Annotated in this window: 21 protein-coding genes; 7 read left to right on the top strand and 14 right to left on the bottom strand. The window is 71.5% G+C overall.

Going from position 1 to position 20,620, the window contains the following annotated elements:
* Positions 1 to 3 precede the first annotated feature (3 nt).
* The 4 genes from ACPCK6_RS13180 to ACPCK6_RS13165 form a co-directional block, all read right to left on the bottom strand.
* On the bottom strand, positions 4 to 1,242 hold the full coding sequence (locus ACPCK6_RS13180; RefSeq protein WP_423481236.1) for a beta-ketoacyl-[acyl-carrier-protein] synthase family protein: 1,239 nt from the start codon (positions 1,240 to 1,242) through the stop codon (positions 4 to 6).
* A 65-nt stretch (positions 1,243 to 1,307) separates the two neighbouring features.
* Entirely contained in the window at positions 1,308 to 1,568 is a 261-nt protein-coding gene (locus tag ACPCK6_RS13175; RefSeq protein ID WP_013286876.1) for an acyl carrier protein, read from the bottom strand.
* Between the two features lie 94 nt (positions 1,569 to 1,662).
* Positions 1,663 to 2,916, bottom strand: a complete 1,254-nt coding sequence (locus ACPCK6_RS13170; protein ID WP_423481235.1) for a cytochrome P450 — start codon at positions 2,914 to 2,916, stop codon at positions 1,663 to 1,665.
* Positions 2,907 to 3,869, bottom strand: coding sequence for a PaaX family transcriptional regulator (locus ACPCK6_RS13165; protein ID WP_396882406.1), 963 nt, complete (start codon positions 3,867 to 3,869; stop codon positions 2,907 to 2,909). The genes ACPCK6_RS13170 and ACPCK6_RS13165 overlap by 10 nt, the downstream gene beginning before the upstream one ends.
* A gap of 237 nt (positions 3,870 to 4,106) precedes the next feature.
* On the opposite strand from ACPCK6_RS13165, the gene ACPCK6_RS13160 reads away from it, so the two are divergent.
* The gene (locus tag ACPCK6_RS13160) at positions 4,107 to 5,453 is read left to right on the top strand and encodes an extracellular catalytic domain type 1 short-chain-length polyhydroxyalkanoate depolymerase (protein ID WP_423481234.1); all 1,347 of its coding nucleotides are present in this window, start codon (positions 4,107 to 4,109) and stop codon (positions 5,451 to 5,453) included.
* A 77-nt stretch (positions 5,454 to 5,530) separates the two neighbouring features.
* Here ACPCK6_RS13160 and ACPCK6_RS13155 read toward each other — a convergent pair whose 3' ends face one another.
* The 10 genes from ACPCK6_RS13155 to ACPCK6_RS13110 all read right to left on the bottom strand — a co-directional run bounded on the left by ACPCK6_RS13155 (position 5,531) and on the right by ACPCK6_RS13110 (position 16,345).
* The gene (locus tag ACPCK6_RS13155; protein ID WP_194799048.1) at positions 5,531 to 6,286 is read right to left on the bottom strand and encodes a GntR family transcriptional regulator; all 756 of its coding nucleotides are present in this window, start codon (positions 6,284 to 6,286) and stop codon (positions 5,531 to 5,533) included.
* An 88-nt stretch (positions 6,287 to 6,374) separates the two neighbouring features.
* A complete protein-coding gene (locus ACPCK6_RS13150; RefSeq protein WP_198033260.1) occupies positions 6,375 to 7,577 on the bottom strand; it encodes a dipeptidase in 1,203 nt (400 codons plus the stop codon).
* 29 nt (positions 7,578 to 7,606) lie between these two features.
* Positions 7,607 to 8,596: an ABC transporter ATP-binding protein gene (locus ACPCK6_RS13145; protein ID WP_423481233.1), complete on the bottom strand. Its 990-nt coding sequence runs from the start codon at positions 8,594 to 8,596 to the stop codon at positions 7,607 to 7,609.
* Complete coding sequence (locus ACPCK6_RS13140) at positions 8,580 to 9,563, bottom strand: ABC transporter ATP-binding protein (RefSeq protein WP_423481232.1); 984 nt, start codon at positions 9,561 to 9,563, stop codon at positions 8,580 to 8,582. Before ACPCK6_RS13140 ends, ACPCK6_RS13145 begins: the two co-directional genes overlap by 17 nt.
* Positions 9,560 to 10,396: an alpha/beta fold hydrolase gene (locus ACPCK6_RS13135; RefSeq protein ID WP_262011949.1), complete on the bottom strand. Its 837-nt coding sequence runs from the start codon at positions 10,394 to 10,396 to the stop codon at positions 9,560 to 9,562. Before ACPCK6_RS13135 ends, ACPCK6_RS13140 begins: the two co-directional genes overlap by 4 nt.
* A complete protein-coding gene (locus tag ACPCK6_RS13130) occupies positions 10,393 to 11,574 on the bottom strand; it encodes a M24 family metallopeptidase (protein WP_423481231.1) in 1,182 nt (393 codons plus the stop codon). The genes ACPCK6_RS13135 and ACPCK6_RS13130 overlap by 4 nt, the downstream gene beginning before the upstream one ends.
* Before the next feature lie 2 nt (positions 11,575 to 11,576).
* Positions 11,577 to 12,458 (bottom strand): ABC transporter permease, encoded by an 882-nt coding sequence (locus tag ACPCK6_RS13125; protein ID WP_262011951.1) that lies wholly within the window; start codon positions 12,456 to 12,458, stop codon positions 11,577 to 11,579.
* Positions 12,459 to 12,519: 61 nt separating this feature from the next.
* Positions 12,520 to 13,473, bottom strand: coding sequence for an ABC transporter permease (locus ACPCK6_RS13120; RefSeq protein WP_194799043.1), 954 nt, complete (start codon positions 13,471 to 13,473; stop codon positions 12,520 to 12,522).
* Between the two features lie 35 nt (positions 13,474 to 13,508).
* The gene (locus ACPCK6_RS13115) at positions 13,509 to 15,134 is read right to left on the bottom strand and encodes an ABC transporter substrate-binding protein (RefSeq protein WP_423481230.1); all 1,626 of its coding nucleotides are present in this window, start codon (positions 15,132 to 15,134) and stop codon (positions 13,509 to 13,511) included.
* Positions 15,131 to 16,345 carry a dipeptidase gene (locus ACPCK6_RS13110; protein WP_281599423.1) on the bottom strand — a complete coding sequence of 405 codons (1,215 nt, stop codon included), beginning with the start codon at positions 16,343 to 16,345 and terminating at the stop codon, positions 15,131 to 15,133. Before ACPCK6_RS13110 ends, ACPCK6_RS13115 begins: the two co-directional genes overlap by 4 nt.
* Before the next feature lie 357 nt (positions 16,346 to 16,702).
* Here ACPCK6_RS13110 and ACPCK6_RS13105 point away from each other — a divergent pair, with 357 nt between their 5' ends.
* The 6 genes from ACPCK6_RS13105 (at position 16,703) to ACPCK6_RS13080 (ending at position 20,501) form a co-directional block, all read left to right on the top strand.
* Positions 16,703 to 17,083 (top strand): ArsR/SmtB family transcription factor, encoded by a 381-nt coding sequence (locus ACPCK6_RS13105; RefSeq protein WP_318334481.1) that lies wholly within the window; start codon positions 16,703 to 16,705, stop codon positions 17,081 to 17,083.
* The gene (locus ACPCK6_RS13100; RefSeq protein WP_318334482.1) at positions 17,037 to 17,504 is read left to right on the top strand and encodes an SRPBCC family protein; all 468 of its coding nucleotides are present in this window, start codon (positions 17,037 to 17,039) and stop codon (positions 17,502 to 17,504) included. The genes ACPCK6_RS13105 and ACPCK6_RS13100 overlap by 47 nt, the downstream gene beginning before the upstream one ends.
* Complete coding sequence (locus tag ACPCK6_RS13095; RefSeq protein ID WP_318334483.1) at positions 17,497 to 17,922, top strand: DUF6069 family protein; 426 nt, start codon at positions 17,497 to 17,499, stop codon at positions 17,920 to 17,922. Before ACPCK6_RS13100 ends, ACPCK6_RS13095 begins: the two co-directional genes overlap by 8 nt.
* A gap of 80 nt (positions 17,923 to 18,002) precedes the next feature.
* Positions 18,003 to 19,133, top strand: coding sequence for an ABC transporter permease (locus tag ACPCK6_RS13090; protein WP_423481229.1), 1,131 nt, complete (start codon positions 18,003 to 18,005; stop codon positions 19,131 to 19,133).
* A complete protein-coding gene (locus ACPCK6_RS13085; protein ID WP_396882396.1) occupies positions 19,130 to 19,855 on the top strand; it encodes an ABC transporter ATP-binding protein in 726 nt (241 codons plus the stop codon). The genes ACPCK6_RS13090 and ACPCK6_RS13085 overlap by 4 nt, the downstream gene beginning before the upstream one ends.
* Before the next feature lie 61 nt (positions 19,856 to 19,916).
* A complete protein-coding gene (locus ACPCK6_RS13080; protein ID WP_396882395.1) occupies positions 19,917 to 20,501 on the top strand; it encodes a TetR/AcrR family transcriptional regulator in 585 nt (194 codons plus the stop codon).
* The last annotated feature ends 119 nt before the right edge of the window (positions 20,502 to 20,620 follow it).

Here is a 20,620-nt window from a genome sequence, read left to right as displayed (position 1 = left end):
CGCTCAGGCGGGACGGGCCAGGACGAGGCTGACGTTGTGGCCGCCGAAGCCGAACGAGTTGGACAGCACCGCGTCCACCGCCGCCACCCGCGCCTTCTCGCGGATGTGGTCGACCTCGCCCGCCCGCTCCGGGTCGTCCAGGTTGTACGTGGGCGGCAGCAGGCCGCGGCGCAGCGCCTCGACCGCGATCGCCGCCTCGATCACGCCGGAGACGCCGAGCATGTGCCCGGTCACGCCCTTTGTCGAACTCAGCGGCGGCGGGGCGGTGCCGTAGACCTCGGCGAGCGCGGCCAGCTCGGCGGCGTCCCCGGCCCGGGTGCTGGTGCCGTGCGCGTTGACGTACCCGATGTCGCCGGGCACCAGCCCGGCGTCGCGGACGGCCATCCGCATGCAGCGGGCCGCGCCGGCGCCGTCGGGGCGCGGCGTGGTCGGGTGGTGGGCGTCGTTCGTGGCGCCCCAGCCGAGCACGTCGGCGTGCCGGTGGGCGCCTCGCGCGGCGGCGTGCGCGGCGCGTTCCAGCACGAACACCCCGGCGCCCTCGCCGAGGACGAGCCCGTTGCGGCGGCGGTCGAAGGGGCGGCTCGCGGCGGCCGGGTCGGCCCAGCCGCGGGCCAGCGCGCGGGCGTTGCCGAACGCGTCGGCGAACGTCGGGAACAGCGGTGCCTCGGCGCACCCGGCGAGCACCACGTCCGCCTCGCCGGCGCGCAGGATGCGCAGCGCCTCGCCGATCGACTGCGCCCCGGCCGCGCACGCCGTGCCGATCGACGACGTGTAGCCGTGGATGCCGAACTTGATCGCGATGCGGGCCGCGCCCATGTTCGGCAGCGTCCCGGGCAGCATGTACGGGCTGACCCCGAACCGGCCCCGCCCGGCGCGGGCGAGCACCTGTTCCTCCAGCGTGGACAGACCGCCGACGCCGGAGACGACGACCGCCACCCGGTACGGATCGACGTCCCGGCCGATCCGCAGTCCGGCGCCGGCGAGCGCGTCCTCGGCGGCGCGCAGCACCATCACGATCGACCGGTCCACGACGCGGGACTCCGGGCCGGGCAGCACGCTCGCCGGGTCGATCGCCGGGGCGAACGCGGCGACGTCGACGACGCCGTGCAGCGGATGGCCGGCCGGGGGCCGGGAGAGCCCGGACCGGCCGTCGCAGACCGCGTCGAACACCTCGGCGGCGCTCGCGCCGACCGGGCTGACCAGTCCGATCCCGGTGACGGTGACCGGTTCGCGCACGCTCACCGGGCCCGTTGCGCCGGTGTGGGCGCCGGGACGCCGCGCGGCCGGGTGCCGTGCCCCGACATCGGTCAGTGCGCCGAGGCCGGTGCGATGCGCGCCGCCACCGTCCGGCTGAACTCGCCGACGGTCATCATGGCGAGATCCTCCGCCTCGTCGTCGTCGAAGGCGACTCCGAACCGGTCCTCCACGCGTACGGCCAGCTCGGCCAGGCCGAGGGAGTCCACGTCGAGCCCGGCGGGGCCGAAGACGGTGTCGTCGTCGACGTCGGAGACGTCGTATTTCATCTCGGTGAGTGCGGCGAGGAGGAACGCGCGGATCTCGTCGGTCATGCCCGGTTTCCCTTCCACGGTGTCCTGGCGGCGCACTCGACCTGCTCGACGGAACCTGTGAGGCGCGGAGCGGACACTCCGCGTAGCATCGACCTTACTCGATCAGGTTGGTTTGGCAAGGTGCCCGGTCGGTCAGCCGTACCGGAAGCCGGTCGTACCCGCGCAGCATCAGCGCGCGGCGCGGGCCGGGCTCGGCGGTCAGCGCCGGGAAGCGGTCCAGCAGCCGGGGCAGCACCAGCCGCCCCTCGGCGCGGGCCAGCGTCGCCCCGAAGCAGTAGTGCGGCCCGGCGCTGAACGCCAGGTGCCGGTTGTCGGCGCGGGACGGGTCGAAGCGGTCCGGGTCGGGGAAGCGGCGCGGATCTCGGTTCGCGGCGCCGGTCAGGACCACCACGGTCCGGCCGGCCGCCACCGGCAGACCGGCGACCTCGGTGTCCACGGCGGCGTAGCGGACCGCGAAGTGCACCGGCGGCTCGTACCGCAGGATCTCCTCGACGTACGACGCGGCCAGCGACGGATCGGCGCGCAGCGTGTCCCGGGCGTCCGGCCGCTCGGTGAGCAGCACCAGCCCGTTGCCGAGCAGGTTCGCGGTGGTCCGGAACCCGGCGTTGTACATGATGATGAGGTTGGCCAGCAGCTCGTCGGAGGTCAGCCGGCCGGGTTCGTCGTCCAGGCCGCGCAGCAGCGCCGAGACGAAGTCGTCGCGCGGCGCCGCCCGGCGCGCGGCGACCAGGTCGGTGAAGTACGCGGTCAGCTCCGCCGCCGCGACGTTGGCGGCCCGGACCTCGCGCATGGACCGGCGGCCGATCTCCAGCACCGCGTCGAACGCGCGGACCCGGGACGGGAACCACTCCCGGTCCGCCTCCGGCACGCCCAGCAGCTCACCGATGACGTCACTGGGCAGCCGGAGCGCGAACCGCGCCATGAAGTCGACCGGCCGGCCGTCCGCACCCTCGGCGGCGAGCCCGTCGAGCAGGTCGTCGGCGATGCGCCCGATGGCCGGTTCCAGCGCGGCGACCCGGCGCGGGGTGAGCGCCTGGGAGAACAGGTGCCGGACCCGGAGGTGGTCGCCCTCGGCGGCGTTGAGCATCGACGACTGGAGGATCCGGATCACCTGGTGCTCGCGCCAGCGCACGCCGGCCCGGTCCAGGTACTCGGCGCCGAGCACCCGGAAGACCGGGTCGCGCAGTACCCGGTTGACCGCGTCGTACCCGTGCACGACGAGCGCGTGCGGGTCGGCGGGCCGCAGCGCGACCGCCTCCCCCGCCTCGTGCAGCCGGGCGTAGAACGGGTACGGGTCACGCCGTACCTCGTCACCGAGCAGCTCGTCGAGGGAGATGGTCACGCGCATGGCCGCTCCTCGCGGATGCCGGCGAGCATGTCGGCGGTGGTGTGCGCCCGGATGCCCGGCGGCACCGGCTCGGCGAACCGCGCGACGACCGCCCGGACGTGGGTCTCGGCGGCCTCGGCCAGGCCGTCGTAGACGGCCGCGAACAGGTCCCGGGCGGCCCGGCGCGGCCATCCGGCGGGGAGCAGTTCCAGCGGCAGCCGCGGGTCGAGCGTGGGGAACCGCCGGTAGGTGTCCATCACCTCGGTCCGGGCCCGCACGGCCGCGGCGCCGTCGACGGAGCCGAGCCGCGACACCATCGGGGTCCACCGGCGCAGGAACGCCTCGTAGTGCCCGCTGATCGCGTCGACGTCCCAGGCGTCCACGGGCGCGCGCTGACCGATCGCGTCAAGCGCGTCCTGCCGTCCCCGGAACACCGTGACCGCGCCGAGGGCGAGCGGGGCGAGCCGGGCCCGCGCGGGCGCGGTCAGTTCGTACGGCGAGATCCACAGTCCGTCGTAGAGCGGCGCGAAGCCGAGCCAGCGCAGCTGGCCGCGCAGCGCCCGGCGTTGCGCCCCGTGGTCCTGCGGCAGCGAGAAGGCGACGACGGTCCAGCATCCGTCCCACGTCTGCACGTCGGTCGTGGAGGCGATGATCCAGTTCCCGCCGGCGGACAGGTACTCGGCGGCGGAGCGGCTGAGCCGGTAGAAGCTGTTGCGGCCCTGCCGGCTGCCCTCCAGCACCCCCCGCCGGGCCAGCCGGCTGATCGCGGTACGCGCCCCGGCGCTCGTCACCCCGGCCTCGCCGAGCAGGGCGACGATCGCCGCGGACGGCAGGTCGGCGCGGGTACGCAGCGTGTAGTCGGCGAGCAGCGTCACCGCGACGCTCTGTGGCGAGGTGCCGGCCTGCCGCCGGGGCAGCCGCGCGGCCGGCCCCTCGTCCGGGTAGATCTCCTCGATGTCGAACGGGTTTGCCACGCGCGCTCCGGGCTGGGCTCAGGGACGGTGCACCGACTGTAGACGAACGCCGCCGCATCTCATCGGAGCGCGTCGATTGACACTTCGGCGTCCGGCGGGAACACTATGTGCCACACGACGGAGCCGGGCCGGGCGAGAAACGTCACTGGGCGAGACGCGACACCGCGGCGGTCCGGGCCGCCGGCGCGGCGCGCGCCCGCCCGTCACCGCCCGCACAGGGCGATCGAAGGAGATTCCGTGAGAATCAGAGCCAAGATGGTGGTGGCCCTGGCCGCGTCGCTGGTGGCGGCCGGCCTGGTGCTCCCCGCCGTCCAACCCGCGTACGCGGCGTCGCTGACCGAGGTGACTAGCTTCGGCGACAACCCCGGCCGGATGCGCATGCACGTCTACGTCCCGGACGCCCGCCCGGCCCGGCCGGCCACCGTGGTGGCCATGCACGGCTGCGGCGGTTCCGGCCCCGGTTTCTACTCCGGCAGCGAGTTCGCCGGGCTGGCCGACCGGTACGGCTTCATCGTCATCTACCCCAGCGCGACCCAGCAGGCCGGCTTCGGCAACTGCTTCGACACCTGGTCCGACGCGGCCAAGCGGCGCGGCGGCGGCAGCGACCCGGTGTCGCTCATCTCGATGGTCCGCTACGTCCAGCAGCAGTACGGTGCCGACCCGGACCGGGTCTACGCCACCGGCAGCTCGTCCGGCGGCATGATGACCAACCACATGCTGGCGCTCTACCCGGACGTCTTCAAGGCCGGCGCGGCGTTCATGGGCGTGCCGTTCAACTGCTTCGCCGGCGCCGCCGACTATCCCCCGGGCTCCAGCCAGTGCACCGGCGGGAACATGAACCGCACCCCGCAGCAGTGGGGTGACGCGGTCCGCCAGGCGTACCCCGGCTACACCGGCCCCCGCCCCCGGGTGCAGTTGTGGCACGGCACCAACGACACGCTCGTGCCGTACTCGCTGCTCCAGGAGACGATCGAGCAGTGGACGAACGTGTTCGGCCTCAGCCAGACGCCCACGTCCACCGACACCCCGCAGTCCGGCTGGAACCGGCGGCGCTACGCCGACGGGACCGGCACCGTGCAGGTCGAGGCGTACAGCATCCAGGGCGCCGGGCACAGCCTGCCGTCGGCCGGCATGGCCGCGGCCGCGGTGGCGTTCTTCGGCCTGACCACCACGCCGGGCCCGACCACACCGCCGCCGGGCCCGACCACACCGCCGCCCGGCCCGACCACACCGCCGCCCGGCCCGACCACGCCCCCGCCCGGTACGGGAGCCTGCTCGGTGAGCATCGAGCTGAACGCCTGGAACACCGGGCTGACCGAGAACATCACCATCAGCAACACCGGTTCGGCCGCGGTGAACGGCTGGTCGCTGACGTTCACGCTGCCCAGCGGTCAGACCATCACCTCGGGCTGGAACGCCTCCTACTCCCCCGCCTCGGGTCAGGTGACCGCGCGCAACCTCGCGTACAACGCGGTCATCCCGGCGCGCGGCTCGACCACCATCGGCTTCCAGGCCACGCACACCGGCAACACCGCCCGGCCCGGCTCGTTCAGCCTCAACGGCGCACCCTGCACGTTGACCTGACCGGCACCCGCACTCCGGCGTTCCTTCCTACGGCGCCGGGGACGGCCCCGCGGCCCGAGAGGTCGCGGGGCCGCCATCTACTCGGCCGGCGACGCCGGTTCCGGCTCCCCGCCGCGACTGATCCGCAGGGTCAACACGTCGGTGCGAACCGTTATGTGGCCGTGGAACAGCGGCGCGCCGCCCGTCCCGTAACCGACCTGGGTCGCGGTGACCAACGGGTGCCCGATCGCCACGCCGAGCCGCTCGGTGGCCTCCTCGTCGGCGAGCACCGCGGAGAGTTCGATCTCCGCCCGCCGCACCGGCATGCCGGTCGCGCTGGCCAGAAACTCGAACATGTCCAGGTCGATGCTGAGCAACCCGGACGGGTCGAGGTCGCGGCCGTCGAAGCGCAGCGGCAGGTGATCACGGATCCAGGCCGCCGGTACCCCGTCCACGGCGAAGAGCCGGTCGACCCGCCACACCGGCGAGTCCGGCTCCAGTCCGAGGACGCGGGCGCAGTCGGCCGGGCACTTCGCCCGGCTGACCGCCGCGTCCTGAAGCGTCGGACGGTGGCCCGAGGCGGTGATCCGGTCCCGCAGCGCGGTGACGTCCCCGATGGACACCGGCACCCGTTCGGCGTCATCGTGCACGAAGGTGCCGATCCCCCAGGTCCGGGTGACCACCCCCTCGGCGACGAGCTGCCCCAGCACCTCGCGTACGGTCGCGCGACTGACCTCCAGACGCTCGGCCAGGTCCCGCTCGTTGGGCAGCTTCTCCCCCGACCGGAACTCGCTGCCGATCAGCTGCCGTAGCCGGCCGTGCGCCGCCTGTAGCGCGGTCTCCCGCCGAGCCATCCGCCCTCACCTCATCACTGCCCGCCGCCGCGTCGGCGTACGGAGTGTAGTTCGTCCGCGTGCGCTCAGCCGATCACCCGGGACGGCGTCACCAGACCTGCTCCAGCACCCGGATCGTGTTGCCGCCGATCACCTTGGCGATCTCGTCGTCGGAGTAGTCGTGCGCCACCAGCCAGCCCACGATGTTGCCGAACGCCTCGCCCGGATTCTCCAGCCCGGACACGTACTCCACCCGCGGGTGCTGCGGACGGTTGCCGGCGTCGTGGGCGTAGTTGCCGGCGTAGGTGTCGTGCACCCCCACGTGGTCGCCGAACATGGTGTCCGGGCCGAACGTGACGTGGTCGATGCCGACCAGGTCGACGCAGTAGGTGAAGTGGTCCATCACCGACTCGATCGAATGGTGCTGGTGCGCCTGCGAGAGCGTGGTGTGCGGGGCGGCCTCGATGCCGATCACGCCACCCCGCTCGGCACAGGCCCGGATCACCTCGTCCGGCTTCATCCGGGAGGTGTCCCAGACCGAGCGGGCACCGGCGTGGGTGATGAACACCGGCACCCGGCTGGCCTCGATCACATCCAGGCAGGTCTGGTCGCCGGAGTGCGAGATGTCGATGGCGATGCCGAGCTTGTTCATCCGGTCCACCGCACGCCGGCCGAAGTGCGTCAGCCCGCCGTCGTGCTTCTCCGACAGGCCCCCGCCCAGCATGTTCGCCTGGCTGTACGCGATGCCGAGCTGGCGTACGCCGAAGCCGTAGAGGATGTCGATCCGGTCCAGCTCGTTCTCGATCGGACTGCTGCACTCCAGGCCGGCCACCAGGGCCAGCCGGCCGTCCCGCTTCGCGGCGTGGATGTCGTCCAGGGACGTGGCCAGGAAGACGTGGTCCTGCTTGTAGAGGTCGCTCATCCGCATCCCGAGGGCGTAGACGAGGTCGTTCCACTTCCAACCGTTCTCGCTCGTCACACAGGAGGCGCCGGCCATGAAGTTGTCGAAGACGGCGGTCAGGCCCGAGCGCGCCAGCCCCTCGTACCCGGTGCGCTGGCGGGCGGTGCGGTTGTAGGCCCGCAGCTCACTGACGTCGGCGGGCAGGACCACCGGATGCTCGTGCAGCGAGATGGCCGCGTGCTCGGTGAGCAGCCGCGTCACCCGCGCCCGCTGGGCGTCGGTCAGGCCGAGGTCGTGCTCCGGCACCCGGCCGATCTCCTCGGCCAACGTGAACACCCGGTAGTCCGAGTGCGGCTCCAGGTACGAGTACGACCTGTGACCCTTGTACCGGGGGGCGGGTTCTTGCAGCAAGACGCTTCTCCTTTGGCGATCGCCGGCCGTCACGCGGCCAGCGGGAAGTGGCAGGCAACCGGATGCGGCCCGGCGGCCAGCGGCGGCTCGGTGCTGGCACAGGTGTCGGTCGCCTGCCAGCAGCGGGTCCGGAAACGGCAGCCGGAGGGTGGGTCGACCGGGCTGGGCGGGTCGCCGGCCAGCAGGATGCGCTGCCGCTGCCGCCGGCCGGCCGGGTCCGGCACCGGCACGGCCGACAGCAGCGCCCGGGTGTACGGGTGCCGGGGCGACTCGTAGAGGCTGACCTCCGGGCCGGTCTCCACGAGCTTGCCCAGGTACATCACGGCGACCCGGTCGGAGATGTGGCGCACCACGGACAGGTCGTGGGCGATGAAGACGTACGCGACGCCGAGTTCCTCCTGGAGCCGCTCCAGGAGGTTGACCACCTGCGCCTGGACCGACACGTCCAGTGCGGAGACGGGCTCGTCGCAGACGATCACGTCGGGGTTAAGCGCGAGCGCCCGGGCGATGCCGATGCGCTGACGCTGCCCGCCGGAGAACTGGTGCGGGTAGCGGTCCAGGTGCAGGCCGGGGTCGAGACCGACCAGGTCGAGCAGCTCCTTGATCCGCTCGACCCGGCGCCGGCGGTCCAGCACGTCGGGATGGATCTCGAACGGCTGGAGCAGGATCTCCCGGATCGTGCGGCGGGGGTTCAGCGAGGTGTACGGATCCTGGAGCACGATCTGGATCCGCCGGCGCAGGGCCCGCAGCTCCCGTCCCCTTGCCTGGTGCACCACTGACGTGCCGAAGCGCACCTCGCCGGAGGTGGGTTGCTCCAGCCCGACGAGCATGCGGGCCAGCGTGCTCTTGCCGCAGCCGGACTCGCCCACCACGCCGAGTGTCTCGCCCCGGCGCAGGTCGAAGGAGACACCGTCGACGGCTTTGACCACGCCGCCGGAGGCGAACGGGAGCCGCCCCTTGAGCGGGAAGTGCTTGACCAGGTTCTCGACCCGCAGCACGACCTCATCGGCGGGTGGCATCGAGCACCTCCTCGTGGTGGTGACAGGCGCTGGCCCGGTCGGCCGGCAGCGCCCGCAGCGGCGGCAGGACGACCCGGCACTCGTCGGTGGCCCGGGGGCAACGCAGGTGGAACGGGCAGCCGGTGGGGAGCCGAGCCGGGTTGGGCGGAGCGCCGGGAATCGCGTAGAGCCGCTCGTCGCGCCGGTCCACCCGGGGCATCGAGTTGAGCAGCCCCTCGGTGTAGGGGTGCGCCGGACCGGCGAAGATCTGCTCGACGGTGCCCCGTTCGACGATCCGGCCCGCGTACATCACCGCCACGTCGTCGGCGACCTCGGCGACCACGCCCAGGTCGTGTGTGATCAGCAGCAGGCCCATTCCGCTGTCCCGCTGGATCTCCGCGAGCAACTCCATCACCTGGGCCTGCACGGTCACGTCCAGGGCGGTGGTGGGCTCGTCCGCGATCAGCAGGTCCGGTTCGAGGGCGATGGCCAACGCGATCATGATGCGCTGGCGCATGCCGCCGGAGAACTGGTGCGGGTAGTCCCGGATCCGGTCCTTGGCCGCCGGGATGCGCACCCGGTCGACCAGTTCGACGGCGCGGCGCCGGGCGTCGGCCCGGGACATGCCGCGCCGGACCCGCAGTACCTCCACGATCTGGTGTCCGACGGTGAAGACCGGGTTGAGCGCGGCCATCGCGTCCTGGAAGACCATCCCGATCTCTTCGCCACTGACCCGCTCCCGCTGCTTGCGTGGCAGGGTCAGCAGCTCCCGGCCCCGCAGCTGGACCGAGCCGGCGACCGTCGCCGGGGGCACGTCGAGGATGCCCGTCACCGCCTGCGCGGTGACGCTCTTACCGGAGCCGGACTCACCGAGGATGGCAAGGGTCTGGCCCGGCTCGACCCGCAGCGACACCCCGTTCACCGCGTTCACCGGGCCGGTCGGGCCCGGGAACGCGACCCGCAGGTCGGCGATCTCCAGCAGGCTCATCGGAGCACTCCGGCCCGGCTGAGGAAGTCCCGCACCACCTGCTGGAACCGCTCCGGCTCCTCGAGCTGCGGCGAGTGGCCGGAGGACTCGAAGACCACCAGCTCGCCGTGGGGCACCAGGTCCGCGATGACCTGCGAGGCGGCCACCGGGGTACGCCAGTCGTGCCGGCCCACAGTCACCAGGGTCGGGCACGTGATCGACGGCAGCTTCGGCTTCAGGTCGTAGCGGGGCATGTTCTGCCCGAAGGCGGCGTTGTGGGTGCGGTAGTGGAACCGGGTGGCGGCCAGCCGCGCCTCGTCCTTGGCCGGGTCGTGCCGGTGGTCGTAGAGCGGCAGGATCGCTCGCCAGTACTCGCGCAACTGCTCGTTGCTCTCGAACCGGCCGGTGCCGATCCGGCCGATGACCCACTCCGGGATCACCGAACGGTCGGTGTTGCGGGCCCGCTCCACCGCCAGGTGGTCGTGCGCGGTGTCCGCGGCGGTGTCCCGCAGCACCAGCGCGGAGACCCGGTCCGGGTGGGCGATGGCGTACTCCATGGCGATGAACCCGCCGTACGAACCGCCGGCCATGACGATCGTCTCGTAGCCGAAGTGCGCGCGGATGGCGTCCACGTCGGCCACCCACTGTTCGTGGGTGAACGGTCCGTCGTCGCTGGACTCGCCGGAGCCGCGGGCGTCGAAGACGATGACCCGCATCCGGTCGGCGAACGGGCCGAACGAACGCTTCGGCTCCTGGCGGGAACCGAGGCCCGGAGCACCGTGGTGCACGATCATGGCCGGGCCGTCGACCGGGCCGAACGCCTCGACGACCAGTTCCGCTCCGTTGATTCTCATCGGATCCCCTCGATGATGTTGGATGCCAGGTCACGCGGGTACCGGGTGAGCCGGCGCGGGCCGTCGTCCTGCACCAGGACCGTGTCGGAGATGCGGTAGCCGGCGTGGCCGGGCACGTAGACGCCGGGCTCGCTGGACAGCAGCATCCCGGGGGCGAGCACCGTGTCGTCGCCGTCGGAGACCCACGGCGCCTCGTGGTTCTGCAGCCCGATGCCGTGACCCTGCCGGTGCCGGATGTAGTCGTCCAGGCCCCGGTCCCGCAGCACGTCCAGGCAGATCCGGTTGACCTCGGCGCAGGTACGCCCGGCGATCATCGCCTGGGTGCCCACCTCCTGCGCCTCTCGGTCGGCTTCGTAGTAGCGCACCTGCTCGGCGGTGGGCTCGCCGATGACGAACGTCCGTTCGCTCTCCACGAACCGGCTGGCCACCGCCGCGCCGAGGGAGAGGATCAGGGTGTCGCCCGGCTGGAGCCGCCGACGGGTCGGCAGGCCGTGCGGCAGGGCGGAGTTCGGGCCGGCGTAGACCAGCCCGCCGGCCAGCTTGGTGGTGTAGACGACCAGGTCGTACTCGGCGTACATCCGGTCGGTGCCGTAGCCGATCACGTGCCGGGCGATCTCGTCCTCGCGCGGCAGCGGCCGCCCGGCGGCAAGCGCCTCCTCGATCAGTGCCCGTCCGGCGGCCAGCATCTCGTCGCAGATCCGCGCGGCGGCCTCGTGGAACGGGATCTCCTCGGGGAACTTGCGCAGCCGCAGCGCGGCGACCGCGTCGGTGGTCTCCAGCTCGGCTCCGCCGATGGCCCGGGACAGCGCCCGGAACGCGCCGACCGAAAGGCCCGCGCCCACGCCGATGCGGCGGACCGGACCGCCCGGACGGGACAACGCCGAGGCGAGCGTCTCCTCGGCGGTGACCACGCCCGGGTACTCGAAGTAGGTGATGGTCGGGACCGTCACGCCCTGCTGGGCCGCGTACTCCTCGTCGAGGCGCGGGATCACCAGTAGCGGATCCCCCTCACGCGGCAGCCAGAGATACACCGGACGTTCGGTGGCGATGTAGAAGAAGCCGCTGAGGAAGGCGACCTCCGCCGGCGAGGTGGCCAGGAACCCGTCCAGGCCACGTTGTTCGAGCGCCTCGGTGAGCCGGCTTCGGACGCTGTGGTAGAAGCTCTCGGGCAGTCGCATGGTCAGCCTCCGTTGCGACGGGGGTCGCGGGTGTCGTTGAACCGGGTTCCGGCGAGGGTCGCCGCCAGCACCAGGAACAAGATCGCCAGGGACGGGAAGAGCGTCTGCCACCAGGCGATCGCGATCGTGCCGCTGCGCTGGGCGTTGAGCAGGATCCGTCCCCAGGACCAGGCGTCCGGGTCACCGAGGCCGAGGAAGCTCAGGCCCGCCTCGGAGATCACCGCCCGGGAGGCGGTGAGCAGCACGCTGACCACCATCAGCGAGACGACGGCGGGCAGGATCTCCCGGGTGACGATCCGCCAGCCGGTGGCCCCGAGCACCCGGGCGCCGTCGATGTAGGGCATCGCGCTGATCACCAGGCCCTGCGACCGGATCAGCCGGGCGACCTCGGGCCAGGCGAAGAACCCGATGATCAGGGTCAGCGTCGTGACGCTCGGGCTCACCACCGCCGCCAGCATGATCATCAGCGGCAGGGTGGGCAGCGCCAGCATCACGTCGGTGATCACCGTGGCGACCGCGTCGAACGGCCGGAAGTACGCCGCGGCCAGCCCGATCGCGGTGCCCAGCACGATGGCGAGCAGTGACGCGGCCAGGCCGATCACCATGCTGGTCCGGGTGCCCCAGACCACCTGGGCGAAGATGTCCTGCCCGAGGTCGTCGGTGCCGAACCAGTGTGCCCCGGAGGGGGGTTGCAGCACGTCCGCGCCGGCGCCGGCGGGCTCGTCGGCGATCAGCGGCGCGAAGATCGCCAGTAGCGCCATCACGAGCAGCACCAGCACCGACAGCGCCACGACGGGCTGACGCAGGTAGCCGGAGAGGAAGGACCGCTTGGGCGCGGCCGGGGCCGGCGGCAGCGCCTGCTCGGTCAGCACGGGGGCACTCACGGCACCCTCCCTTCGGTGGCGGCGGACGGATCCGGGCGGCGTGCCGCGACGCTGCGCGCGTTCACAGCCGGATCCGGGGATTGAGGACCGCGTAGAGCATGTCGGTCAGGGCGTTGGCGATCACCACGGTGACGGCGAGCATGATGAACGCACCCTGGATCACCGGGTAGTCCTGCTGCCCGACCGCCTCGTAGATCAGCCGGCCGACCCCGGGGTAGGCGAAGACCGTCTCGGTCAGCACCGCGCCGCCGACCAGGGTGCCCAGTTGCAGGCCCATCAGGGTCAGTGCCGGCAGGATCGCGTTGCGCAGGCCGTGCTTCCACACCCGGCGCCGGGCCGAGAGACCACGCGCCTGCGCGGCGCGGATGTAGTCCTCGCCGAGGACTTCGATCATGTTGGTACGAAGGGTCAGCGCGTACGGGCCGAGCTGCACCAGGACCAGGGAGAGCACCGGCAGCACCAGGTGGTGGGCCAGGCTCAGGTAGGCCGCCGCGCCCCGGGTGTCCGGGTCGATCGCCCCACCGATCGGGAACCAGCCGAGCTGGGCGCCGAAGAAGACCAGCAGCAGGATCGCGACGCTCGGCACGAACAGCGCGTTCGCGCTGATCCCGAAGCCCTGCAACGCGCGGTCGAGCCACTTGCCGCGGTTGACCGCGGCGGCCACGCCGATCGGGATACCGACGGCGATGGTCAGCACGAACGCGCTGCCGGCCAGCAGCAACGTCCAGGGCAGCCGGTCGAGGATGATGTCGGTGACCGGCTGGATCTGGCGGAACGAGATGCCCAGGTTGCCCTGGACCAGCTCGCGCAGGTACGACACGTACTGCTCCCACAGCGGACGGTCCAGGCCGTACGTCTTGAGCAGTGCCGCCTGCATCTCCGGTGTCATGTCGCCCTCGACCATGAGGGTCGTGGGGTCCCCCGGCAGGAGCCGGAGCAGAAAGAACGTCGAAGTGATCGCAATCCACACGGTCAGGACGGCCTTCAGTGCCCGGCTGAGCACGAAACGCGCCACGGGGGGACCCCTCCTCTCCCTCTAGGTTGGGTGGGTTACTTGACCGGAGTGACCTGGGCCAGCGAGTACGCGGTGACCATGCCGAGCAGGTCCGACGGCGACGGGACGAAGCCGGTGAACTTGCTGGCGTTGTAGGCGAACTGGAAGTTCTCCACGTACAGCGGGGTCAGGTACGCCTGCTCGTGCACGACCTTGTCGACGCTCTTGATCTTGGTCTTGAACGCCTCCGCGTCGGTGGTGCCGGCCGCGTCGTTGATCAGCGCGTCCATCTCCGCCGACTCGAGCAGGTTGTAGTTGATGCCACCCGGGTTGCTGGACAGGTAGGTGCTGCGCAGCTGGTCCATCGGGTTGTCGAAGACACCCCACTGCGAGGCGTCGATGTCGTACTCGCCGTTCTTGGTGCGGGTGAGGAAGGTGTTCCGCTCCACGCACTCGTTCTCCAGCTTCACGCCGGCCTTGGCCGCGCTCTCCCGGAACAGCTGCACGACCCGGGTGATGTTGGCGTTGGACTGGTCGCACGCCACGCCGAACGTCAGCTCGTCGAAGAAGCCGTCGTTGTTGGCGTCCTTGTAGCCGGCCGCGCTCAGCTTGGCCTTCGCGCCCGCCGGGTCGAACGGGTACGGCTGCAGCTCGGTGTTGTCGTACTCGGAGAAGATCGGCGAGATCGGGCCGGCCATCTGCTGGCCGTCGCCCTGTAGCACGGCCGAGATGATCGCCTTGGTGTCGACCGCCATCGACAGCGCCTGCCGGACGTCCTGGTCGGCGAGGTACTTGTTCTTCATGTTGTAGGTCAGGTGCGCGAAGCCGAGGGCGCCGACCTTCTTCAGCTTGATCTTGTCGTCGTTCTCGAAGGTCTTCGCCGCCGAGACCGGCACCGGGGTGCCCATCATGTCGATGTCACCGTTGCGCAGCGCCAGCATCATGGTGTTCACGTCCGGGTAGACCCGGTACTCGACCTGACTCACCGCGGCCTTGCCACCCGGCGCGAGCGGGTAGTGCTCGTTGCGCTTCATGACGTAGCGCTGGCCCTTGGTGATGCTGTCCAGGACGAACGGCCCGGCGCCGACCCAGTTGGAGTCGTTGGCGAACTTGGACAGGTCGCCGGCCGGCTCGAAGATGTGCTTCGGCACGACCGACATCCAGAAGCCGACACCCTCGGCGAACGGCGCGTACGGCTGGGAGAGCTTGAACTTCACAGTGGTCGCGTCCGGCGCCTCGACCGACTCGACCCAGGTCAGCTTCGCCGCGACGTTGCCGAGCTTGTACTTCATGATCGACTCGGCGGAGAACTTCACATCCTCGGCGACCACGGGCTTGCCGTCGGTCCACTTGAAGTCGTCGCGCAGCACGAAGACGGCGGTCTTGCCGTCGTCCTCGTAGCGGTACTCCTTGGCCAGCTCCGGCGACTTCTTCGCGTTCTCGTCGATCCGCAGCAGGTGCGGGTACATCGCGTTGAGGATCCACGAGTCGGTCTTGCTCAGCGACTGGAGCGGGTTGAAGTTGCTCACGTCGGTGGTGGTGCCGATCCGCAGCACCGAGTCCGACGACGAACCGCTGGAGGAGGACGTCTCCTCGTTCAGGCCGCAGCCGGAGACACCGAGCGTGGCCGCCACGCCGAGCGCGACAGCGAGCCGCCACCGACCCTTGACTGTCTTGTTCACCAAACCTCCTGAAGAACCCGGATGATGTTGCCGCCGATGACCTTGGCGATCTCCTCGTCGGAGTAGCCGTGCGTGACCAACCACCCGACGATGTTGCTGAAGCACTCCGCCGGGTTCTCCATGCCACTCACGTACGGAACCCGGGGGTGGTCCACCACGCCGTGGGCCTTTCCGATCGCCAGGTGCTGGGTGAAGCTGTCGTGCAGTCCGACGTGGTCACCGAAGTTGGTGTCCGGGCCGAACGCGACGTGGTCGATGCCGACCAACTCCACGCAGTAGGTGAAGTGGTCCATCACCGACTCGATCGAGTGGTGCGGGTGGTCGCCCGAGAGGGTGGTGTGTGGAGCGGCCTCGATGCCGATCACTCCACCCCGCTCGGCGCAGGCCCGGATCACCTCGTCCGGCTTCATCCGGGGGGTGTTCCAGACCGAGCGGGCACCGGCGTGGGTGATGAACACCGGCACCCGGCTGGCCTCGATCACATCCAGCGACGTCTGGTCGCCGGAGTGCGAGATGTCGATGGCGATGCCGAGCTTGTTCATCCGGTCCACCGCACGCCGGCCGAAGTGCGTCAGCCCGCCGTCGCGGTCCTCGGAGAGGCCGGAACCGAGCATGTTCGCCTGGCTGTACGCGATGCCCATCTGGCGTACGCCGAAGCCGTAGAGGATGTCGATCCGGTCCAGCTCGTTCTCGATCATCGTGGCTGCTTCCAGGCCGGCCACCAGGGCGATCTGCCCGTTGCGCTTGGCCTCGAAGATCTGTTCGAGCGTGGTCGCCACCACCACGTGGTCCTGCTTGGCGACGTCGGCGAAGCGTAGGCCGATGTCGTAGATGACGTCGTCCCACTTCCAGGCGTGCTCGCTGGTCACGCAGCCGGTGCCGTTCATGAAGTTGTCGAAGACCGCGGTCATGCCGGAGCGGGCCAGGCCCTCGAATCCGAAGGCGTTCCGGCCGGTCCGGTTGTAGTCGCGCAACTGCGTCACATCGGCCGGCAGGATCTTCGGGTGTTCGTGGAGCGAGATGGCCATGTGCTCACGCAGCAGCCGGGAGACCCGGGCTCGCTGCTCGTCGCTCAGGCCGAGGTCGTGTTCCGGCACCCGGCCGATCTGCGGCGCGAGCTCGAAGACCTTGTAGTCCACATGCGGCACCAGGTAGTCGAAGGACCGGTATCCGGCGTAGCGGGGGGCGGGTTCCTGCACTGGTCTGCTCACCTCGTCAGCTAGAGGCATGAGGATCGAGGTCTGACCTCATGCCTCGTGGAACGTACCGAGCGCGACCGCGCCGCAGGAATACCTCGTGACCTTTCCGTTACCGGAATCGGGGAACATTCCCGCAGGCCGAGACGGGTGTAGGCGTGCAGGGCCGCACACCGGAGCCAGGCGGGACCGAACGCCCGAGGCGGTCGCGCCGAACGGGTGAGCGACTGCAGTCTACCCCGCCACACCCACAATTCCCCCAGGTGGTCAGACCACTGAGCAATGGTTGGCGCCCAGCGGCCGGGCCGGGGCGCGTGCGCCACGCCCGGCAAAACGTTGAACCGATCGGTTCAGTGTCGTACGGTGAACCTCGTGGTTCAGCAAGAGACGCTCGACCGGGTGTTCGCCAGCCTGGCCGACCCGACCCGGCGCGACATCCTGATCCGGCTGGGCGCGGGCCCGGCCACCATCAGCGAGCTCACCGAGCCCACCGGGATGACCCTCACCGGCATGCGCAAGCACGTCCGCGCGCTGGAGGACGCGGGCCTCGTGGTGACGCGCAAGGTCGGCCGGTCCCGGCAGTGCCGGCTCAGCGAGGCGCCGCTGGACTCGGCGATGGCCTGGATCGCCTTCTACCGACGGCTCTGGGCCCGTCGCCTCGACGGCCTCGACGCCTACCTCACACTCACCACGGAGGACCGCGACCATGACGCTCGACATGCGAGTGACACGACACCTTCCGGGCACCCCTGACGAGGCGTTCGACGCCTACACCGACGCCGGCAAACAGAAGATCTGGTTCGGCATCCTCGACGAGGAGCCCGGCATCGTGGAGATCGACGTCGACCTGCGGGTCGGCGGGAGGCAGACCGCGGTCTGGGGCCCCTCCCCCGACATGCTGTTCCGCGAGACGCAGACGTTCCTGGAGATCGACCGCCCGCACCGGCTGGTCACCGAGTCGACGGGCACCGGCCCGGACGGCACGACCATGACCACGCGCATCGAGGTCACCTTCGAGGCGCGCGACGGCGGCACGCTGATGACGGTGGTGCAGAGCGGCTTCCCCACCCCGCAGCTGCGCGACTTCTTCGTCGGCGAGGTCTGGACCGGGGCGTTCGCCCGCATCGAGGCGTACCTGACCCGGGAGCACGCCGAGGAGACCTCCCGTGGCTGACCTGCCCCGCACCGCCGTCGTCGCGCTCGCCACCGCCGTCGCGGTGGTCGTCAACCTGATCGTGTACGCGATCGGCCGGGCGGCCGGCGGCAGCTTCCTATTCACCGCCGACGGCCGGCGGGTCGAGGTCGACGCGGTGACCGTCGCGGGTTTCAGCGCGCTGCCGCTGGCGCTCGGCCTCACCGCCGTCGCCGTGCTGGCGTCCCGGTTCGCCTGGGTCGTCCGGGCGGCGCTGATCGTCGGCCCGGCACTCGCGGTGCTCACGGTCGCCACCATGACGCTGCCCGCCGACCTGGACGCCACCAGCACGATCACGCTGGCGGCGTGCCACCTCACGCTCGCGCCGATCATCGTCGTCGCGGTGACCGCCCTCGGCCGGCGCGCACGCCGCGCCACCGCGGGCCCGGTGGCCGGGTAGACAACCACCACCACCATCTTGCCGACACCGCGTTGCTAACATGGCGACATGGTGTCGACAAGTTTGAGAGGTGGCGGCTGATGTTCCTGGCCATTCGCGAGCTGGGGTTCGCGCGGCTGCGGTTCGCCCTGATGGGGGCCGTGATCGCGCTGATCTCGGTGCTGATGGTGATGCTGTCCGGCCTGTCCGTCGGGCTGGTCCGTGACGGCGTCTCCGGCCTGCAGAACCTGCCGGTCACCTCGTTCGCCTTCGCCCACGGCGTGCAGCACGACTCGGCGTTCTCGCGCAGCGTGGTGGACGCCGCGGCGGTGGACACCTGGCGCGACCAGCCGGGTGTGGCCGAGGCGAGCCCGTTCGGCAACACGCTCATCAACGGGCGTACCGACGGGGGCACCGAGGTCGACCTGGCGCTGTTCGGCGTCGAGACCGGCTCGTTCCTGTCGCCCGCCGTCAGCGAGGGCGACCGGCTCGGCCCGGTGGACGGGATCGTGGTGAGCCCCACCGCCATCGACGCGGGCCTGCGCGTCGGCGACACCGTGACGGTGGACCGGCTGGGCACGCGGCTGCGCGTCGTCGGCGTCACCGAGCAGCAGGACACGTTCGGCCACGTCGACGTGGCGTACGTGCCGCTGGCGACGTGGCAGGCGGTCAAGTCCGGCACCCCGGCCGGTACGCAGGTGCCGGCCCAGGCGGCGCAGGAGATCACCGCCGTCGCGGTCCGCGCGGCCGACGGCGCCTCGGTGGACCTGGCCGCCGGTGACGAGGCGGCGGGCACGGAGAGCCTGACGCTCGACGAGTCGTACGGCGCCTCGCCCGGCTACACCGCCGAGACCACCACGCTCCAGCTGATCCAGGGCTTCCTCTACGCGATCTCGGCGCTCGTGGCCGGCGCGTTCTTCGCGGTCTGGGCGATCCAGCGCAAGCAGGAGGTCGCCGTGCTGCGGGCACTGGGCGCCTCGACCCGCTGGGTGCTGCGCGACGCCCTCACCCAGGCACTGATCCTGCTCGCAGTCGCCATCGCCGTCGGCATGGGGATCGGCCTCGGCCTCGGCGCGCTGCTCTCCGGCGGCAACGTCCCGTTCGCGCTGCACCCGCAGAGCATCGCCGCCGCCGCGGCCGGCCTGCTCGTGCTCGGCCTGGTCGGCGCGGCAGCCGCCGTCGTCCGCCTCACCTCCATCGACCCGGCGACCGCCCTGGGAGGCAACCGATGAGCACCCGGCCCACAGCGTCCGCCTCGACGACGGGCACCGCCCCGGCCGGCCTCGGCCTGGTCATGCGCGGCGTCCACCTGCGCCACGGCGACGGCGCGGAGACCGTGCACGCTCTCGACGACGTGGACCTGACCGTCGCGCCCGGTGAGCTGGCCGCGATCGTCGGGCCGTCCGGCGCGGGCAAGTCCAGCCTGCTCGCCGTGGCCGGCGGGCTGGCCCGCCCCGACGAGGGCACCGTCACCGTGGCCGGGCACGACATGACCGTGCCCAGTCGCCGGGCGCGCACCGAGCTGCGCCGCCGGCACGTGGGGTTCGTGTTCCAGTCGGGCAACCTGCTGCCCGCGCTGACCGCCGCCGACCAGCTGCGCCTGCCACTGCGGCTGGGCGGGCGACGGGAGCGGACCGGTCGTGACCCGCTGGAGATGCTCGCGCACGTCGGCCTGGCCGGTAAGGCCGACCGGCGGCCGCACCAGCTCTCCGGCGGCGAGCGCCAGCGCGTCGGCATCGCCCGGGCGCTCATGACCGAGCCGTCGGTGCTGCTGGTGGACGAGCCGACGGCGGCGCTGGACCGGGCCCGCAGTCACGACATCGTGCAGCTGCTCGCCCAGGAGGCGCGGGAGCGCTCGGTGGCCGTCGTGATGGTCACTCACGATCACGACGTGCTGCAATACTGTGACACCATCTACGAGATGATCGACGGCAAGCTCGCCACGAGCAGCTGACCGCGACGAGCAGGCAGCGACGCGGACCGGACGCGGCGGCGGGAGACACGGGGAGGTCGCGGTGCCGAAGATCCAAGCCTCGACCGTCGCGGAACACCGGGCCGCGCAGCGGGCGGCGTTGCTCGACGCCGCCCGCGCCCTGCTCTCCGAGCATCCGGAGCAGATCCCCAGCCTGGCCGACGTGGCCCGGCACGCCGGGCTGGCCCGGTCCAGCGCGTACTCGTACTTCAAGTCCCGCACCGACATGTTCGACGTGCTGGTCGCCGACACGTTCCCCCGGTGGTCGGCCTTCGTCGAGAAGCGGATGGCCGAGGCCCGCACGCCGGGGGCGAGGATCCTGGCGTACGTCGAGGCCAACCTGCAACTGGTTGCCCGAGGCGACCACGCGCTGGCCCGGGCACTGGCGTCGGCGGGCGACAGCGAGGTGCTGGCGACCTCCAGCCGGCTGTTGCACGACAGCCTCGAGGCGCCGTTGCGCGCCGCACTCACCGAGCACGGGGCGAGCGACCCGGACCGGATGGCGGAGCTCGTCCAGTCGGTCGTCTACGCCCTGAGCCGGATGATCGAGAACGGTCTCGACCTTCCGTCCGCCACCGGCCTCGGCCGCGAGCTGCTCACCCCGTACCTGCGCCCGGACGCCGGCTGACCGCGCCCCTCTGGGGCGGCCGGCGACCGCGCCGCCACCACATCCGCTGACGGACGACGGCCCGGCAGCTCCAGGTCGGAGACCAGGCAGTTGATCTCGTAGTTGCGGATCACGTCGGC

It is taken from the genome of Micromonospora sp. AB353, assembly GCF_049538395.1.
Classification (GTDB): domain Bacteria; phylum Actinomycetota; class Actinomycetes; order Mycobacteriales; family Micromonosporaceae; genus Micromonospora; species Micromonospora aurantiaca.
This window is presented reverse-complemented; position numbering and strand designations above follow the sequence as displayed.